This window comes from Microbacterium suwonense (assembly GCF_030296555.1).
Classification (GTDB): domain Bacteria; phylum Actinomycetota; class Actinomycetes; order Actinomycetales; family Microbacteriaceae; genus Microbacterium; species Microbacterium suwonense.
On record NZ_AP027728.1, the window covers coordinates 1,430,724 to 1,447,807 of the forward strand.

Annotated in this window: 15 protein-coding genes and 2 pseudogenes; 11 read left to right on the plus strand and 6 right to left on the minus strand. The window is 65.2% G+C overall.

The genetic code is table 11. From position 1 onward, the window contains the following. Positions 1-110: 110 nt before the first annotated feature. Together QUE33_RS07220 and QUE33_RS07225 are read right to left on the minus strand one after the other, a co-directional pair. Complete coding sequence (locus QUE33_RS07220) at positions 111-1,238, minus strand: restriction endonuclease subunit S (RefSeq protein WP_286302792.1); 1,128 nt, start codon at positions 1,236-1,238, stop codon at positions 111-113. A 137-nt stretch (positions 1,239-1,375) separates the two neighbouring features. After that, positions 1,376-3,346: a type I restriction-modification system subunit M gene (locus tag QUE33_RS07225; protein WP_286302793.1), complete on the minus strand. Its 1,971-nt coding sequence runs from the start codon at positions 3,344-3,346 to the stop codon at positions 1,376-1,378. A 153-nt stretch (positions 3,347-3,499) separates the two neighbouring features. On the opposite strand from QUE33_RS07225, the gene QUE33_RS16390 reads away from it, so the two are divergent. After that, the gene (locus tag QUE33_RS16390; protein ID WP_434019620.1) at positions 3,500-4,771 is read left to right on the plus strand and encodes a transposase; all 1,272 of its coding nucleotides are present in this window, start codon (positions 3,500-3,502) and stop codon (positions 4,769-4,771) included. Between the two features lie 299 nt (positions 4,772-5,070). On the opposite strand, the pseudogene ychF reads toward QUE33_RS16390, so the two are convergent. Beyond that, a pseudogene (gene ychF, locus QUE33_RS07240) lies at positions 5,071-6,143 on the minus strand (redox-regulated ATPase YchF). 131 nt (positions 6,144-6,274) lie between these two features. Here ychF and QUE33_RS07245 point away from each other — a divergent pair. From QUE33_RS07245 to QUE33_RS07265, 5 genes are all read left to right on the plus strand, one after another. Then, positions 6,275-6,799, plus strand: coding sequence for a hypothetical protein (locus QUE33_RS07245; RefSeq protein ID WP_286302796.1), 525 nt, complete (start codon positions 6,275-6,277; stop codon positions 6,797-6,799). Further along, complete coding sequence (locus tag QUE33_RS07250) at positions 6,796-7,098, plus strand: hypothetical protein (RefSeq protein WP_286302798.1); 303 nt, start codon at positions 6,796-6,798, stop codon at positions 7,096-7,098. The genes QUE33_RS07245 and QUE33_RS07250 overlap by 4 nt, the downstream gene beginning before the upstream one ends. Further along, positions 7,095-8,864 carry an alpha/beta hydrolase gene (locus QUE33_RS07255; RefSeq protein ID WP_286302799.1) on the plus strand — a complete coding sequence of 590 codons (1,770 nt, stop codon included), beginning with the start codon at positions 7,095-7,097 and terminating at the stop codon, positions 8,862-8,864. The genes QUE33_RS07250 and QUE33_RS07255 overlap by 4 nt, the downstream gene beginning before the upstream one ends. After that, on the plus strand, positions 8,861-9,415 hold the full coding sequence (locus QUE33_RS07260; RefSeq protein ID WP_286302801.1) for a hypothetical protein: 555 nt from the start codon (positions 8,861-8,863) through the stop codon (positions 9,413-9,415). The genes QUE33_RS07255 and QUE33_RS07260 overlap by 4 nt, the downstream gene beginning before the upstream one ends. Positions 9,416-9,493: 78 nt before the next feature. After that, positions 9,494-10,087 carry a 3'-5' exonuclease gene (locus QUE33_RS07265; protein ID WP_286302802.1) on the plus strand — a complete coding sequence of 198 codons (594 nt, stop codon included), beginning with the start codon at positions 9,494-9,496 and terminating at the stop codon, positions 10,085-10,087. 57 nt (positions 10,088-10,144) lie between these two features. On the opposite strand, the gene QUE33_RS07270 is transcribed toward QUE33_RS07265, so the two are convergent. Then, a complete protein-coding gene (locus tag QUE33_RS07270; protein ID WP_286302803.1) occupies positions 10,145-10,426 on the minus strand; it encodes a hypothetical protein in 282 nt (93 codons plus the stop codon). 139 nt (positions 10,427-10,565) lie between these two features. Further along, positions 10,566-11,552, minus strand: a complete 987-nt coding sequence (gene glpX, locus QUE33_RS07275) for a class II fructose-bisphosphatase (protein ID WP_286302805.1) — start codon at positions 11,550-11,552, stop codon at positions 10,566-10,568. Positions 11,553-11,735: 183 nt separating this feature from the next. On the opposite strand from glpX, the gene fbaA reads away from it, so the two are divergent. Beyond that, positions 11,736-12,764 (plus strand): class II fructose-bisphosphate aldolase, encoded by a 1,029-nt coding sequence (fbaA, locus tag QUE33_RS07280; protein ID WP_286302807.1) that lies wholly within the window; start codon positions 11,736-11,738, stop codon positions 12,762-12,764. A 196-nt stretch (positions 12,765-12,960) separates the two neighbouring features. Here the strand turns inward: fbaA and QUE33_RS07290 are convergent. Next, positions 12,961-13,733 (minus strand): annotated as a pseudogene (locus tag QUE33_RS07290) (GntR family transcriptional regulator). A 208-nt stretch (positions 13,734-13,941) separates the two neighbouring features. On the opposite strand from QUE33_RS07290, the gene QUE33_RS07295 reads away from it, so the two are divergent. Genes QUE33_RS07295 through ehuA form a run of 4 tightly spaced genes read left to right on the plus strand, consistent with a single transcriptional unit; the run spans position 13,942 to position 17,044 of the window. After that, positions 13,942-14,847: a transporter substrate-binding domain-containing protein gene (locus tag QUE33_RS07295; protein WP_286302812.1), complete on the plus strand. Its 906-nt coding sequence runs from the start codon at positions 13,942-13,944 to the stop codon at positions 14,845-14,847. Between the two features lie 13 nt (positions 14,848-14,860). Then, a complete protein-coding gene (gene ehuC / locus QUE33_RS07300) occupies positions 14,861-15,586 on the plus strand; it encodes an ectoine/hydroxyectoine ABC transporter permease subunit EhuC (protein ID WP_286302814.1) in 726 nt (241 codons plus the stop codon). Continuing rightward, on the plus strand, positions 15,583-16,245 hold the full coding sequence (gene ehuD, locus QUE33_RS07305; protein WP_286302815.1) for an ectoine/hydroxyectoine ABC transporter permease subunit EhuD: 663 nt from the start codon (positions 15,583-15,585) through the stop codon (positions 16,243-16,245). Before ehuC ends, ehuD begins: the two co-directional genes overlap by 4 nt. After that, on the plus strand, positions 16,235-17,044 hold the full coding sequence (gene ehuA, locus QUE33_RS07310) for an ectoine/hydroxyectoine ABC transporter ATP-binding protein EhuA (RefSeq protein WP_286302816.1): 810 nt from the start codon (positions 16,235-16,237) through the stop codon (positions 17,042-17,044). Before ehuD ends, ehuA begins: the two co-directional genes overlap by 11 nt. The last annotated feature ends 40 nt before the right edge of the window (positions 17,045-17,084 follow it).

The following is a 17,084-nucleotide window of genomic DNA, read 5'->3' on the forward strand; positions in this document are numbered from 1 at the left end:
TTGGCCCAGTACATCCTCAACGTCATCATCGGTTGCTGAGACCGTGTTGTCGAACGACTCGGGTGCGTCCGGCAACGTCGCTGCGATGGCACGGACGTCGACCTGGCCCGTCACCACGTCCGCGACGAGTCGTGTGCGGAACTCCTGGAGGAGCATGATCTCGCGCTCAGCCTTTCCCTGATCAAATCCACCCCAGCAGCAACCGCTTGATACTCGCGAACAATGCGCTTCTGCTCTGTGAGGGGAGGAAGAGGGATACGGAACTGAGCGATCTTCTCCGCATTGACGTTTGGCTGGCCGCCGCCGGCACCGAGCTCTTGGAGGGCTGGCCGCCCCACCAACATCGCGAGTTGAACGAAGGCCACGTTGACGTCAGACTTAGGGTCGCTCAGAACAGAACAAGCTTGGTTAGTCGATGCCGACATCTCCAAGATGCCAGTCCTACCGATCGTTGCACCGTACATCGCGATCACAAGAGATCCGGCGGGGTGCTCACGAAGACTGGATACCTCTTCTAATGCCAATGTTGTCACGGTGCGTGCGCTGGACGACACATGCGCATCATTCAGATCGCCGCTCATAATCCACGGACGCCCGCCCCCGTAATAACCCTCACCAGAGGGGGTAGTGCCACTACCTTGACGTGCAAACAGAGACCTGAGCTTACGTACTTCCCAGTCCGCAGGGAGCCCTCCAACCCAGTGCAAACCGGAGGACTTCCGCGCTCCCGGGTATTCCTCGCCAACAATCAAAGCCCGCAGGGTAGAAGTGTTCTGCTCAGCCAGGAGCGAGATGAGACGGCGCTTGGCGGAAATGGCCTTGTCGATGCGGGCGTTCGCGTGTGCGAGGTACTTGACAATCGCCGCCTGCTCCTCGATCGGCGGCAGAGGGAATCGAATCATTTTGAAGTGCTCGGGCCTCAGGCTCCACTGATCGGACGTGATCCCGTACGACCAACGCTCGGCTTCTTTCGCGAACTGCGGAGTGCGCACAACGTAGTGCATATACTCAGTGAGGGCTTCTCGCGGAGACATCACGACATAAGCAGGACTAACGATGCCGCGATAGTTTGATCCGCCTGCGGCTCCTTGCCATGCACGCATCTTGTTATAGACAACGTCGCCGGGGCCAACGAGCTTATACTTCGATTTATCGACGTTCGATGAGTCCTTTTTTGACGTAGACGACAGTAAGTCAGTTTGAGGAATCACTCCGCGGCCGATGGTCACCGAGAGCATCTGTTCCTCAACGTGCCCAGCATCCTTACGCTCACTGAAAATAGTCCGCGCTGGCTCCCAGCCCCATGAACGGGGCACCTCAACCACCCACTCGCCCGCGACTTTGTATGAGCCATATCGCGGTAGATCCCGAAACATCAACGCTCACCCGCAATATCAGCGATCAGATCGTCCGTTTCCGCCTCCAGCGCGCGGATGTCAGCCTGGATTTCGGCCAGGGTGCGCATCGGCACGGGCTTGTAGAAGTGACGGGTGAAGGAAATCTCGTAGCCAATCTTCGTCTTCGAGTCGTCGATCCAGGCATCAGTGGCGTATGGCTCGACTTCGCGACGGAAGAACGCTTCGATGCCGTCGGCATAGTCACCCGCGGGCTCGGTGAGCGGTACCTGTTCGGTGTCGCGCAGCTCGGTGTCGGGCTCGTACTCGACGACGCGGGTACGGCCGTCGATGACAGCTTCGTACCTCCCGTGCAGCGGGTCGGGCGTTGCCGCGTACGGCAGGGCCTTGCGGATGAGAGGCGGCGCGCTCTCGTCGCGCACGCCGTCCTCCTTCAGCTGCTTGATCTCCTTCGCCGTGTAGACACGGTGCGGGTCGACACCGGCGATGCGCAAGGGCCGTTCGACGGTGATCTTGTGGTACCCGAAGTCCACACCGTCGAACACCTTTGAGTGGTCGGCGTCTTCGTACTCGTCGAACGCCTTGAACGCTTCGAGAACCTTGTCGGCGTCGCTCGAGCTCACCTCGACGCCCTTCTCGCCCAGGTTTTTGCGCAGCGGCGTGAACCAGTTCGTGGCGTCGATGAGCTGGACCTTGCCCTTGCGGCGATCTTCCTTGCGGTTGGAGAGCACCCAGACGTACGTCGCGATGCCGGTGTTGTAGAACATCTTCAGCGGCAGCGCGACGATCGCTTCGAGCCAGTCGTTTTCGATGATCCACCGACGGATGTTACTCTCGCCCTGCCCTGCGTCACCGGTGAATAAAGAAGAGCCGTTGTGGACCGAGGCGATCCGGGAGCCCAGTTCGGTCTCCTGCTTCATCTTCGAGATCAGGTTCGCGAGGAACATCAGCTGCCCGTCGCTGCTGCGCGTGACGAGCGAGTATTCGCTGTCACCATCGTGAGTAACCACGAAGCGCGGATCGATGATCTTCTTCGCACCGCCGAGCCGATCCTGATCGGTCTTCCAACTCTTGCCGTACGGCGGGTTGGAGAGCATGAAGTCGAACTCCTGCCCTGCGAAGGCGTCGTTCGACAGGGTGGAGTACTCGGGACCGCCGACGATGTTGTCGGCCGCTTTGCCGTCGCCCTTGAGGATGAGGTCGGCCTTCGCGATCGCGTACGTCTCGGCGTTGATCTCCTGCCCATACAGATGTGTGGAGACCTTCTTGCCAGACGACTCCGTGAGGTGCTTCAGGGTCTCCTCGGCGACGGTGAGCATGCCACCGGTGCCCATCGCACCGTCGTAGAGCCGATAGGTGCCAGACGGGATCGCGCCCGCGATGGGTTCGAACATCAGCCGGGTCATCAGGCGCACAGCGTCACGCGGCGTCCAGTGCTCGCCGGCCTCTTCGTTGTTCTCCTCGTTGAAGCGGCGCACCAGCTCTTCGAAGACGGTGCCCATCCCGTGGTTGTCCATGCCCGCTGGGGAGAGGTCGAGGTCTGGAGCGAGGAACTTCTCGATCAACGCGCCGAGCGCGTCGGCCTTCGTAAGCCGAGGGAGTTGGTTACGGAACTCGAAGTTGTCGATGATCTCCTGCACGTTGGGCGAGAAGCCATCGAGGTACGCCTCGAAGTTCTGCCGCAGACGGGTGGAGTTCGAGATATGCCGCAGATCCTGCAGCGAGAAACCAGACGTGTTGTAGAAGTCCTGCTTGGCCGCATCGCGCAGCGGTGCATCCTGGTCAGCGACGCCCGCCTCGTCCAGCATCTTCTTCATCGCCATCACCGCATCGCGCGTCGGGCCAAGGACGCTGTCCAGGCGACGCAGGACCGTGAAGGGAAGGATCACGTCCCGATACTTGCCTCGGACATAGAGGTCGCGGAGGACATCGTCAGCGATATTCCAGATGAGCGCCGCGATTCGCGCGTGGTTGATGGAGCTGTGTGGCACGGGGATCCTTCACTGGTGACTAGACAACCTGCCAAGCGGCGGGGCGACGAGACTGGTACTAGTGGTGCCGCCAAACCAATACGAAAGGTAGACGGCACCACTGACATTCTCTCAGCTCGCGTGAAGTCTTGCCTGCCCGGTCAGGCATCCACGATGCCCAACCCGTTCGCCATGCAGGACCAGCTCACGAAGCGGGCATCAAGGCAGAATGATCAGCGAACGCGCCTCGACGCCGAGTTGCTCGGCGAGGGCGTCGACCGAATCCAGGGTGAGGTTGCGCTCTCCACGCTCGATCCCCGCGAGGTACCGAGTCGAGACACCGAGCTCCTCGGCAAGACCTTCCTGCGACAGATGGCGCGCAAGACGCAGATCGCGCACCTGCGCTCCGAGCACCTTTTTCAGTGGATCTGTCACACAACCAGCCTCAGGTCTGGTAGTCATGACTTCCAGGAAGTTATCGCTTCCAGTCGCGGTCAAGGCAGGGTCTCGCTCGCGACTCGAAGTGGGCCGCATCAGACCTCGAAGGAGAGCACGGCCATGCCCGATTCACAACGGTCCCCCGAGGGCGACTCGAGCGCACTCCCCCGCGTCCTGCACACACCGCGTAGCCACGCGTTGCTCTCGGAATCGTGGGCCCAAGCAGAGGAAGCGAAGCGGATGGAGCGGGCAGGCGACGACCTCCAGCTTCCGCATGAAGCCTATGCAGCCGGCGCACCCTGCCGCGCTTGTGGGCGCGCCCTTCTCGGCGAGCCGACCCTGGGCACGGACGAAGAGAGCCTTGCGCGGATCGACGCCGACAATGCCGAGTTCCGAGCCGAACACACGGCATGCAACATGGGTGTTTGGCGTATCGAGAACAACCGGGCAGAGCACTGCCATCTCTGCTGCCCGTTCCCGCCACTCTCGCCGACTCAGCGCGATGAGCTCCGGCAGCTCCTGTACCCGTCCTCATTGCGCATCGACCGCAGCGCCACCTGGCGAGTGGAACTGACCTGTCAGCACGTCGAGACCTTGACCGGGCATTCCCCTCGCTACGTTGAGCCAACCGTCCAATGCACCGAATGCTCCGTCATCCGCGGCGTGGTCAAAGCCGTGCGAATCGATGATCAGGCGAAGGATGGTGACGACAGCAGCGACATCGAGGGCCTCCAGTCGGACTATCAACGACTCACAGATGAGCAATGGAGCTGGATCAAGCACATCGTTCACACACAAGATGGCCCTCGCCGCGGGCGGCCGCGCACTGACATACGCACGATCGTCGACGCCGCTCTCTACAAGACCCGCACAGGCATCCCGTGGCGCGAGCTCCCAGCAGAGTTCGGGTCATGGCAGACCGCCGTGCGCCGGCACAACCAATTGATCGCGAGCTCCCAGTGGGACGAGATCACTCGCACTCTGGCCGAACGAGACCTGCCCCAGTGAACCGCGGCGTCGTTGAGGCGACCGACTTTTGAGTCAGACTGCTTATTGAGTCAGCGCACCTGCCGAGAGATCGCGCGTCGAACGGCTTGAACCCAACCCGGAGCTGGCCAGCCGAGACTACGTCCCAGAGACGCTCCCGCACCGCAGAAAGCAGAATCGGCCTCTGCAGGAGCTCCGCAGAGGCCGATCAAAGTCCCAGGTCAGCGTGGCAAACGCTTAGCAACTGATGTTAAATCGGAACCCGTCCGCCGAGCCAGATCGGAAGCTGCGAAGGTAAAACCCCTGGTCAGAAGGCTTTTTTAGACATTGAATCTGAATTCAACCACGTCGCCGTCCTGCATGACGTAGTCCTTGCCCTCCAGTCGTGCCTTGCCCTTCGCGCGGGCCTCGGCAACGGAGCCGGCCTCGACCAGGTCCTCGAACGAGATCACCTCGGCCTTGATGAAGCCCTTCTCGAAGTCGGTGTGGATCACGCCGGCGGCCTGAGGCGCCTTCCAGCCCTTGCCGATCGTCCAGGCGCGCGACTCCTTGGGCCCGGCGGTCAGGTAGGTCTGCAGCCCGAGGGTGTCAAAGCCGATCCGAGCCAGCTGGTCCAGGCCCGACTCGGTCTGCCCGGTCGAGGCGAGCAACTCGGCGGCGTCCTCGGGGTCGAGGTCGATGAGCTCCGATTCGATCTTCGCGTCGAGGAAGACCGCCTTGGCCGGGGCGACGAGAGCCTCCAGCTCGGTCTTGCGATCAGCATCCGTGAGCACGGACTCGTCGACGTTGAACACATAGATGTACGGCTTGGCGGTCAGCAGCCCGAGCTCGCGCACCGGCGTCAGGTCGATGCCGGAGGTCGACAGCAGCTGGCCTCGCTCCAGAGCATCCTTCGCCGCGTTGGCTGTCTCGAGGACCGCGCCGTCGAGCTTCTTCTGCTTGGTCTCCTTCTCGAGCCGAGGCAGCGCCTTCTCGATCGTCTGCAGATCGGCGAGCATCAGCTCGGCGTTGATCGTCTCCAGGTCGTTCTGCGGGTTAACCGCGCCCTCGACGTGCACGACGTCGTCGTCGACGAACCCGCGGACGACCTGCGCGATCGCATCCGCCTCACGGATGTTCGCGAGGAACTGGTTACCGAGTCCCTCCCCTCGCTCGCACCGCGCACGATTCCGGCGATGTCGACGAACGACACCGTCGCCGGCAGCAGACGTTCGCTGCCGAAGATCCCGGCGAGCACAGCGAGGCGCGGGTCCGGCAGGCTGACCACGCCGATGTTCGGCTCGATCGTCGCGAACGGATAGTTCGCCGCGAGCACGTCGTTCTTGGTCAGCGCGTTGAAGAGGGTGGACTTGCCGACGTTGGGCAGACCGACGATTCCGATAGTGAGAGCCACGGGGTACGAGTCTACCGGTGACGGATGCCGCAGCAGAGCGGCCCGATACGCCACGCACGATGGGGAGTTGTCCCCGGGCCGGATCGGCACAGCGCGCCATAGCATGGACCCAAACGAGCAGAGGAGCCCGCGTGTCCGATCCGATCGACGCCGACCCGTTCTGGTCGGTCGTGCGGCGACGGCATCCGAATCTCGACATCGCGCTGCTCCCGCCGACGCCGCCCGCTCCGACCCTGTCGGGACTGCCACCGCGCTCCCCCGAGCCGTTCGCTCGGTCCCACCTCGCCGATTCGGATGCCGTGTGGGCACGGCTCGTCGGACACGGGATGCCACAGACCGCGACACGCTGGATCCCGGGACCGACCCGCGACTCCGTGCGGCACCTCGTCACCCTGACTCTCGATGGAGTGGACAGCGCCCTCGGGCTGGGCCATCTGCGTGGTACGGCGGATCTGCTGGTCACGGACGGATGGCGGGTGTTCACTCCCCCGACGGGGATGCCACGCGTCACCGCCGATCATGATGGCGAGCTCGGCGACGAGCATCTGCTTATCGGCTACGCCCCAGAGACGCGGCGCCTGTTCCTGCGCCTCACCTCCACCGGACTCCCCGTCGATGAACGACGCGCGCAGGAGCTGATCGGCGGCACGGTATGAGCGGCATGTTCTACTACGACCCGATGAATGCTGGCCAGCTCGTCGACCGCTGGACCACGCAGGCTTCGCAAATGCGCTCGGCGACGAAGCAGCTGGCCGATGCATCGACGCGGGGGCTGCCGGAGTCGGCGACCGGCGCCGCGCAGACGTTCCTGAACATGTGGGAGAGCACGGCCCGCGAGGCCTCGGTCGCCGCCGACGTGTACGCCGACGAGCTGCGGTCCACCGGAGTGTCGTACAAGGATCTGGATGCTGAGATCGCCCGGCGGATGCAGGGGCTGGGCGGCACTGCACGATGACCGCGACCATCCGCATCCCTGCCTCCGTCGACTATCCCGACCGTCCCGCTGGCAGTCCATCGGCAGCGGAATCGCTGGCGACCACGCTGCTGCACGGTGCGGCGAGCATCATCGAGTTCGCGGACGAGGCCGCAGCGCTCTCCGACATCGATACGTTCTGGCAGGGCGCTGCGTCGGACGCCTACGCCGGCCACGCCCGGGGATTCGCGAAGTCCCACCAGCCGATGGGTGAGACCCTCAAGCGCGTCTCTCGCGGGGTGGACCTGTTCGCCGAACAGCTGCGCGATCTGCAGAGCGAGCACACCACTCTCAGCAGCATCATCACCTCGTACGAGCGCGACCGGGTGGCGCTGATCGTCGCCGTCGACATCGCCGATGACACCGACAGCGCTGAACTCCAGGTGCTTCAGGAGCGCGCACGCACACTGTCCGGCCACCGTTCGCAGATCATCGCCGACGTCACTGACTTCCGCTCACGCACCACCGCGAACGAGGAGTTCCTGGTGCGCCTGTTCACCAGTGCCGACACGGCCGCCGAGGCGGAAGCGCCCGCCGGCGGCGTCGACCCGATCGCCGCGCTCGCCATCCTGGGTATGCCCCTGCTCTTCTCGGATCCGAAGGCGATGGCGAAGTGGTGGAACGGGCTGTCCGAAGCGGCGCAGAACGCCGTCATCGCCGCCTACCCGAAACGGATCGGCAGTGCAGACGGACTGCCCGCCTGGGCACGGGACAAGGCGAATCGTCAGCTGCTCGGCGACGACATCGCCGAGCTGACGCAGAAGGAGGCCGACGGCCTGCTCAGCGACGAAGAGAAGAAGCGGCTCGAGAACGCCCGGGCTACGCAGAAGGCGCTGAAGACGGCCGACGACTACGTGATGCCCGGCACCGACGACCACCCCGGCGGCACGCTCTGGCTCTACGACCCCGATGCCTTCGACGGGGATGGGCGTGTGGCCATCGCTGTGGGAGACCTCGACACCGCCGATGACGTCTCGATACAGGTTCCCGGCATCACGACCGAGATGGCGGATGCTCCCGGTTACGTGCAGGACGCCGCCGACCTCTATGAGAGTGCGCGCTACAACGGCGACGGATCGAGCGTGGCGACGATGTTCTGGCTCGGCTACGACACCCCCGAGGGCGCTGTCGACTGGGACACCATCACCGAGGGACGAGCGAAAGACGGCGGTGAGCGACTGGCCACGGCCGTCGACGGGCTCCGCGCCTCCCGTCCGGACTCCCCCGCGCACATGACGGCGATCGGGCACAGCTACGGCTCCACCACCACCTCGTACGCCGCCGCCGATCACGACCTCGCGGTGGACGAGGTCGCGCTGATCGGAAGCCCGGGAGCGGGTCCGGCCGACAGCGCAGCGGACTTCAGCGTCGGCAAGGATCACGTGTACGTGGGGCGGAACAGCAGGGATGCGGTCGCCTTCTTCGGCGATGAGGGCTGGGCGCGCAAGGACTGGGTGGAGGCGGGTCTGGGCATGGATCCGTCCTCGGAGAACTTCGACGCGCATCGTTTCGAGGCGGAGGCCGTCAATCGGGGCGACCACCGCAATTTTGACGATCACAGCCGGTACTACGATCGCGACAGCGAGTCGCTGTACAACCTGGGGCGCATCGTCGACGGGCATGGCAGTGACACGAACAGCGCCGCGCAGAGCTACGATCCATGGTGGCGGGCCGCGGTGGACCCGGAGAGCGATCGCACTCCGACGGCCGATGTGCCGGGCCGTTCCGACACGGGAATGAATCGATGAGACGCAGATTGGCCGTGGTGGCGATCGTGGGACTGTTCAGCTTCCTCTCCGCCGGATGCTCGCCGACATCCTCCGCCCCGCGGGTCGAGCTCGAGCAGAAGGCCGCAGCGATCGACTCCGCCACCCAGGATCTGCTCGAAGCACTCGACGTCGCAGGTCTGCACGAGTCCTCTGCGCGCGGGGTGGTCGACGTGTGCCAGAGCGAGCCCGCGCCGGGAGTGTCGTACCGCGCGGGGATCGGCGTGAAGGTCGGCGACGATCCTGTCGCCGGTTTCGACGCCTTGGTGAAGCAGCTCGATGCCACCGGCTGGCAGCCGACCGACGCGTACCGCGACGTCGAGATCGATCCCGGGGCTCCCGCCGGACGTTTCACCCGAGACGACATCACGCTCGACATCAAGACCGGTGGTGCAGTCGTCGGGGGCGAATCCCAGGGTGCCGACGAGATGGCTCTCGGCATCACCATCGCCGACGACTGCGTGCGTGTGCCCGACGGCGGCTACGTGACCGAGGTCAAGGATCTCGAGAAGGACATCCTTCCCCGCGAGTGATCAGCCGGCGCGCGCGGAGTTCGTCGGGCTGCGGCGAGTCTGCGACCCCTCGTGCGGTGACAGGGGAAGAGTGAAGGTGTGCCACTGGACTTCACCGCGATCGACTTCGAGACGGCGAACTCCAGCCCCGCCTCAGCATGCTCCGTCGGACTCGTCCGCGTCCGCAGCGGCAGGGTCGTCGCGCAGACGGGCTGGCTCATCCGTCCGCCCGCCGGCCACGACGAGTTCAACGAGTGGAACACGAAGATCCACGGCATCCGTGCGCACGACGTCGCGAACGCGACGACGTGGACGCAGCAGCTCGACCGGCTGTGCGGCTTCGCCGGTGCCGACGTGCTCGTGGCGCACAACGCGGGATTCGACATGAACGTGCTGCGCCGTGCCTGTGAGGCGACCGGCATCGATGCTCCGCCGTATCGCTCGCTGTGCTCGCTGGCCGTGGCGCGCAAGACCTATGACCTGGACTCCTACCGGCTGCCGAAGGCGGCCGCAGCCGCCGGGTTCGGGGATTTCTCGCATCACGACGCACTGGCGGATGCCCGTGCCTGCGCGCAGATCGTGATCGATGCCGCGTTCCGCGCCGCCGTGGACGATGTGGATGCGCTGGGCTCTGCACTCAGCATCCGGTTGACGGACCCGATGGCGTCCGTCCCCGCGCGCGCCGTAGCCTGACCCGCAGGCGGACTCGCGGCTCAGGCGGATTCCGTGACGCTCATGGATGCGTCCGGCTCAGGCGCCCCCGGGAACTCCGGACAGCAGAGCGATGACGACACCGGAGACGAGGACGAACGCTCCGATCATCCACCACGAGCTGATCTCGTGCCCCTCCTCGCGACGCACGCGGAAGAGCACGTCCTCGCGACGGGCAGGATCCAGTGCGGGCTTGGTGGCGGCGGGCGAGGGCTGCGCGGCGGCCGCCAGCTGGGCCTCGGTGACGCGCAGAATGCGTCCGGTCTTCGTCGTGATGTGCTGAGCGCGGCTCGGCTTCTCAGACTGCTCGTTCGCGGGCATCCCGAGCTCTCCTGTTCTGGCCATGCCGGCGCACTGAACGCACCGGATCCGCATCCATTCTGCCAGCAGAGGCTGGGAAACGCGGGAGGTGGAGGCTCAGCCGGGCCGGGACGGGTCGCTCAGAACCGCATCGACACGATCAGAGCCACTTCGAGACGAGGTGATCCGACACGATCCGGCGCAGCGTTCCCGAGGCGCTGCGCAGCACGATGCTCTCGGTATAGAGGTACTTGCCCTCGCGCCGCACCCCGCGCACGAGCTGACCGTCGGTGACCCCGGTGGCCACGAAGATGGTGTTGTTGCCCTCGACGAGGTCATCGGCTTCGTACACCTTGTCCATCTCCAGGCCCGCATCGATGCCGCGCTGACGCTCCTCGTCGTCACGCGGCCACAGGATTCCCTGGATGTGACCGCCGAGCGCCTTGATCGCACAAGCGGTGACGATGCCCTCGGGACTGCCGCCGATGCCCACGCACATGTCGGTACGCGCCCCGTGGCGCGCCGCATTGATGCCGCCGGCGACATCACCGTCGCTCATCAGTCGGGTGCCGGCCCCGGCATCCCGGATCTCCTGGATCAGCTGCTCGTGTCGCGGGCGGTGCAGCACCGAGATGACCATCTCGTCGACGGGTTTGTCGAGCGCTTTTGCCAGACGACGGATGTTCTCGCCGATGGGCAGTCGGATGTCGACCACGCCGACGCCCGCGGGGCCGGTGACGAGCTTGTCCATATAGAAGACACTGGAGGCGTCGAGCATCGAGCCGCGGTCCGAGACGGCGAGCACGGAGAGAGCGTTCTGCCTGCCGGCAGCCGTCAGCGAGGTGCCGTCGATCGGGTCGACCGCGATGTCGCACTCCGGGCCGCGCCCGGTGCCGACCTCCTCGCCGTTGAACAGCATGGGCGCGTTGTCCTTCTCACCCTCGCCGATCACCACGCGGCCCTGGAAGTCGACCGTGCCGAGGAAGGCACGCATCGCATCGACGGCCGCACCGTCGGCCGCCTCCTTGGCTCCTCGCCCGATGAACGGAACCGCGCGGATCGCAGCCGCCTCCGTGGCTCGCACCAGCTCCATTGCCAGGTTGCGGTCGGGACGGAGCGGGCTGAGATCGGCTGTAAGGCTCACCATGGGGTCAGCCTAGCGACCGGCCGCGACGAAACACGGGACTTTTCCCGATTTCCAAACGAAGGAAATCAGGTTCTTAACATCTCCTCAAGAACGGCGGTCAGCCTCCCCGCAACAGCTGAGAAGAACCGGCATCCACGCGGCTAAAGTGAGCATGACCCCCGCACATCAGAAGCAGGAGATTTCATGCCCGTCGCCACACCGGAACAGTACGCAGAGATGCTCGACCGCGCGAAAGCCGGCGGCTTCGCGTACCCCGCCTTCAACGTCTCCAGCTCGCAGACGATCAACTCCGTACTGCAGGGCCTGACCGAGGCCGGCTCGGACGGCATCATCCAGGTGACCACCGGCGGTGCCGACTACTTCGCCGGCCACACGGTGAAGGCTCGCGCGACCGGCGCCCTCGCCTTCGCCCGCTACGCGACCGAGGTCGCGAAGAACTACCCGGTCACCGTCGCGCTGCACACCGACCACTGCCCGAAGGATGCTCTCGCCGGCTTCGTCGAGCCGCTCATCGCGGCATCCGAGGAAGAGGTCAAGGCCGGCCGCAACCCGATCTTCCAGTCCCACATGTGGGACGGCTCGGCGGTTCCCCTGGCCGAGAACATCCAGATCGCCAGCGAGCTCCTCCCCCGTATGAAGGCCATCAACGCCATCCTCGAGGTGGAGATCGGCGTCGTCGGCGGCGAAGAGGACGGCGTGCGCCACGAGGGCTCGAACGACGCCCTCTACACCACCTTCGCCGACGTCGACCAGGCCGTGCAGGCACTGGGCATGGGCGAGCAGGGCCGCTACATCGCCGCGCTCACCTTCGGCAACGTGCACGGGGTGTACAAGCCGGGCGGCGTCAAGCTGCGCCCCGAGCTGCTGGGCGAGATCCAGGCGCAGGTGGCCGAGAAGTACGGCACCGGCAAGAACCCGCTCGACCTGGTCTTCCACGGCGGCTCCGGTTCATCGGATGCCGAGATCGCCACGGCCGTCGCCAACGGCGTGATCAAGATGAACGTCGACACCGACACCCAGTACGCCTACACTCGTGCGATCGCCGACTACATGTTCAAGAACTACGACGGCGTGCTGAAGGTGGACGGCGAGGTCGGCAACAAGAAACAGTACGACCCGCGCGCCTGGGGCAAGATCGCCGAGACCGCGATGGCAGCCCGCGTGGTCGAGTCGACCCGCCAGCTCGGCTCGCACGGCCAGTCCAAGAGCTGACCGCAGTCTCGCATCACCCGCGCCGAGACTTCACTTCCAGCATGAGACAGCACGTCTGCCGTCATGTCTCGTGCTGAAAGAGAAGTCTCGCTGGACGTAGGACATGCGGATGCCCCGGATCGCTGCGATCCGGGGCATCCGTCGTCTCTGGCAGGTCACGACGTTGCCCCGGGTGCGGAGACGCCGGCCGCCGACGTCAGCGCGGGACGTCGTGTGCGGCAGCCGCGTCGATGGGTTGGAAGACCTGGGTGTCCTCGGTGACGTCGACCTCGACGATGTCGACGGAATGGTCGTCACCGCGCAGCCGCGACACGGCATCGGCGAACTGCCGCTCGAGGGCGGCGACAGCAGCATCCGGATCCCCCGCGGCGAGTGCGTCGAGCAGCCGCCGGTACGTGGGCGAGACGGAACGGCGAACCGAATATCCCTCGGGCACGCTGAAGCTGACGATCCGCGTCTGCATGATCAGCGATGCCATGGCCCGGCTGAGACGTTCGCTGCCGGCAGCATCGACCAGCACCTGGTGCAGCTCCAGGTCGGCATCACCGATTGCACGCGCGTCCTCCCCTCGCTCGCCGCGACGAGCTCCTCGAAGGCCGCTGTGATCCGTTCGAGCACCGCCGGGTCGTTGCGGCTGGCGATGCGGCGTGCCGCCTGCGCCTCGATCGCCAGACGCATCTCATAGACATCGGCGATCTGGTCTCCCTCGATCACGGCGACGCTCATGCCACGGCCGGGGATCGCCACCAGGATGCCCTCCTGCACCAGCCGCTGTGCGGCCTCGCGCAGTGGACTGCGGCTGACGCCGAGCTGCGCGGCGATCTCGACCTCGCCGAGCTGCGCGCCGACAGCGAGCGCGCCCGAGAAGATCGCCTTGCGCAGCTCGATCGCGATGAGATCGACGGTCGACAGTCGAGACACGCGCGGAACGGAGGCACGGCCGACGGAGCGTGGAAGGTCACGGCGCATTCAGGTCTCCTCATCTATGGAACGCATCGCGTTCCACATCTCATTGTCGCGCCCCACGCGTCACATTCGCGGTGCGACTCTGCGACAACAGTTCTGTCTCATTGTCGACAATCTGCATGTGTGATTGTACGTGAGTCGACAAATTCCCGTATGGTGTTCTGCGGTCGCCACTCACCCGACGCGTCCAGACGACACCAAGAGGAGCATCATGAGCAAGCGCACAGCCCGAACCGCACTCGCCGCCCTGGGGGTGCTCACCCTCGCCCTCGCCGGATGCGCGTCCGGCGACAACAGTGACAACGGCAGCAGCAGCGGCAGCGATGACAGCGCCCAGACCACCCTGGAGAAGGCTCAGGAGTCCGGCACCATCACGCTCGCCGTGGCATCCGAGCGGCCGTACTCGTGGGTCGACAACGGCGAGCCGACTGGCGCCACGATCGCGTTGCACAAAGAGATCTTCGGCAACCTCGGAATCGACGACATCAAGGTCGAAGAGGTCGACTGGAACTCACTCATCCCCGGCCTGAACGCCGGGCGCTGGGACGTCATCAGCGCTGGCATGTCGATCCTGCCGGAGCGCTGCGAGCAGGCAGCCTTCAGCGACCCCGAGATCATGTACACCACGACTCTCGCCGTGCCCGCAGGCAACCCGCTGGGACTCAGCGACCTCGACTCCGTCGCAGCCGCTGACGACGTGACCCTGGCCGTGCAGTCCAGCGCCATCGAAGAGGGGTACGCCAAGGATCTCGGCATCACCGACGTCATCAAGGTCGACAGCGCGACTGCGGGCCTCGAGGTCGTGGAGTCGGGCCGCGCCGATGCGTTCGCCCTCACCGCGGTCTCACTGAACTGGATGACCAAGGACAACGACAAGCTCGAGACCACCGGCGCATTCGTGCAGGTCATCGACGGCGTCGAGCAGATCGGCGCCGGTGCCACCGTGTTCCGCAAGGAGGACAAGGATCTGCTCGAGGCCTACAACGACGAGCTCGCGAAGATCACCGGCGACGAGCAGGCCTACCTCGACCTGGTCGAGCCGTTCGGCTTCACCGCCGAGAACCTGCCGCCGGCAGACCTGACCACTGCGCAGCTGTGCAGCGGCGACCTCGGCTGAGGCTGCCACTGACGTGATCGAGAATCTCGAAGGACTCCAGCGGGCGCTGCCGCACCTGCTCGAGGGGCTGTACATCACCCTCGTGCTCACCGTGTGCGGCGCCCTGCTGGCGTTCGTCATCGCGATCGGTCTGGGCCTGCTCGCCCGGTTCGAGAACGTGCTGCTGCGCGGCTTCGCCCGCCTGGTGATCGAGGTGTTCCGCGGCACCTCGCTGCTCGTGCAGCTGTTCTTCCTGTTCTTCGTCCTGCCGCTGCCGCCGTTCAACCTCGAGCTGCCACCGGTGCTCGTCGGCGTGGTCGGCCTCGGCCTGAACTACGGAGCGTACGGTGCCGAGGTTGTGCGCGGATCGATCAACTCCGTGCCCCGAGGTCAGTGGGAGGCCACCACGGCGCTCAGCCTGTCTCGCCTCCAGCGGATGTGGCGTGTCATCTTCCCGCAGGCCTGGGCACTCATGCTGCCCTCGCTCGCCAATCTTCTGATCCAGCTGCTGAAGGGCACCGCGGTGGTGTACCTCATCACGATCGTCGACCTCACCGCCGAGCTGAACAAGCTCCGCATCGACACCGATGTGTTCTTCGCCTACTCGCTCGGGCTGGTCGTCTATTTCGTGATCGCCTATCTGCTGACACTCGTGATGAATGCGCTCGAAGCCCGCGCGAAGCACCGCCTCGGCCAGGGCACACGGCTGCGCGAGGCCGTCGCCGCCCCCACGGTCGAGACCTCGGGAGGTGCACTGTGAACGACGATCGAGTGATCTGGAACTGGGAGCACGTCGCCGCTGCATTGCCCGACATGCTGTGGACCTTCCTCACCGTCACACTCCTGGTGACCGTGCTCGGCAGCGCCATCGCCGCCGTGCTGGGCCTGGTCATCGCACTCGCCCGCAGGAGCGCACCGCGGCCGATCGCTGCCGTGCTGACGTTCGCGATGAACTTCGTCCGCATGACTCCGCTGATCGTGCAGCTGCTGTTCGTCTACCACGCGTTCACGAAGGTTCCGCCGCTCACACTGGGTGTGATCATCTTCGGCATCCACTATGCGACCTACATGGCCGAGGTGTACCGGGCCGGCATCGACTCGGTGCCGCGCGGGCAGTGGGAGGCGACCACGGCGCTGTCGATGTCGCCGGGGCGCACCTGGACTGCGGTGATCATCCCGCAGGCGCTGCGTTCGACCGTGCCCGCCCTGGGCAACTACGTCATCTCGATGTTCAAGGAGACGCCGTTCCTGGCGGTCATCACCGTGACCGACATGGTGCGCGCCGCTCAGGAATACGGCGGATCGCATTTCCGGTTCATCGAAGTCATCACCATGGCGGGGATCCTCTTCCTCCTCGCCAGCTACCCGACTTCCCTGCTCATCGGGCGATTGGAGAAGCGTCTTGTCTATGCAACCTGACACTCACACCGGCGCAGTCACGCTGAACGACGGGGATGTCCCCGCCATCCGATTCGACAAGGTCGAGAAGCGCTTCGGCGACCACGTCGTGCTGCACGACCTGGACTTCACCGTGCGCAAGGGCGACCGCGTGACCCTGATCGGACCCAGCGGTTCCGGAAAGACCACGATCCTGCGCCTGGTCATGACCCTCGAGGAGGCGAACAGCGGGTACATCATCGTCGACGGCGAGCCCCTCACCCACTTCGAGCGCGACGGCAAGCGGGTCGAGCTGAAGGAGAAGCACAAGAATGAGATGCGCAAGCGCATCGGCATGGTGTTTCAGCAGTTCAACCTGTTCCCGAACATGACGGTGCTCGAGAACATCATCGAGGCGCCCGTGCACGTGCTGAGGCAGCCGAGAGACAAGGCGATCGCCCGTGCGCACGAGCTGCTGCAGATGGTCGGCCTGCCCGACAAGGCGCAGGCGCACCCCACCCAGCTCTCCGGCGGTCAGCAGCAGCGTGTCGCGATCGCCCGAGCCCTGGCGATGGAACCCGAGATCCTGCTGCTGGACGAGGTGACCAGCGCACTGGATCCCGAGGTGGTCGGCGAGGTGCTCAACATCCTGCGCGACGTCGCACGCAACACCGACGTGACGATGCTGATCGTCACGCACGAGATGCAGTTCGCGCGCGACGTCTCGAATCGGGTGCTGATGTTCGACGGCGGACGGATCGTCGAAGAGGGCTCACCCGAGCAGATCTTCACAGCGCCGCAGGAGCAGCGCACCCGGGACTTCCTCGCAGCGGTGCTCTGATCTGACGAGGCTCTGAGCCGACGGAGGCTCTGAGCCGACG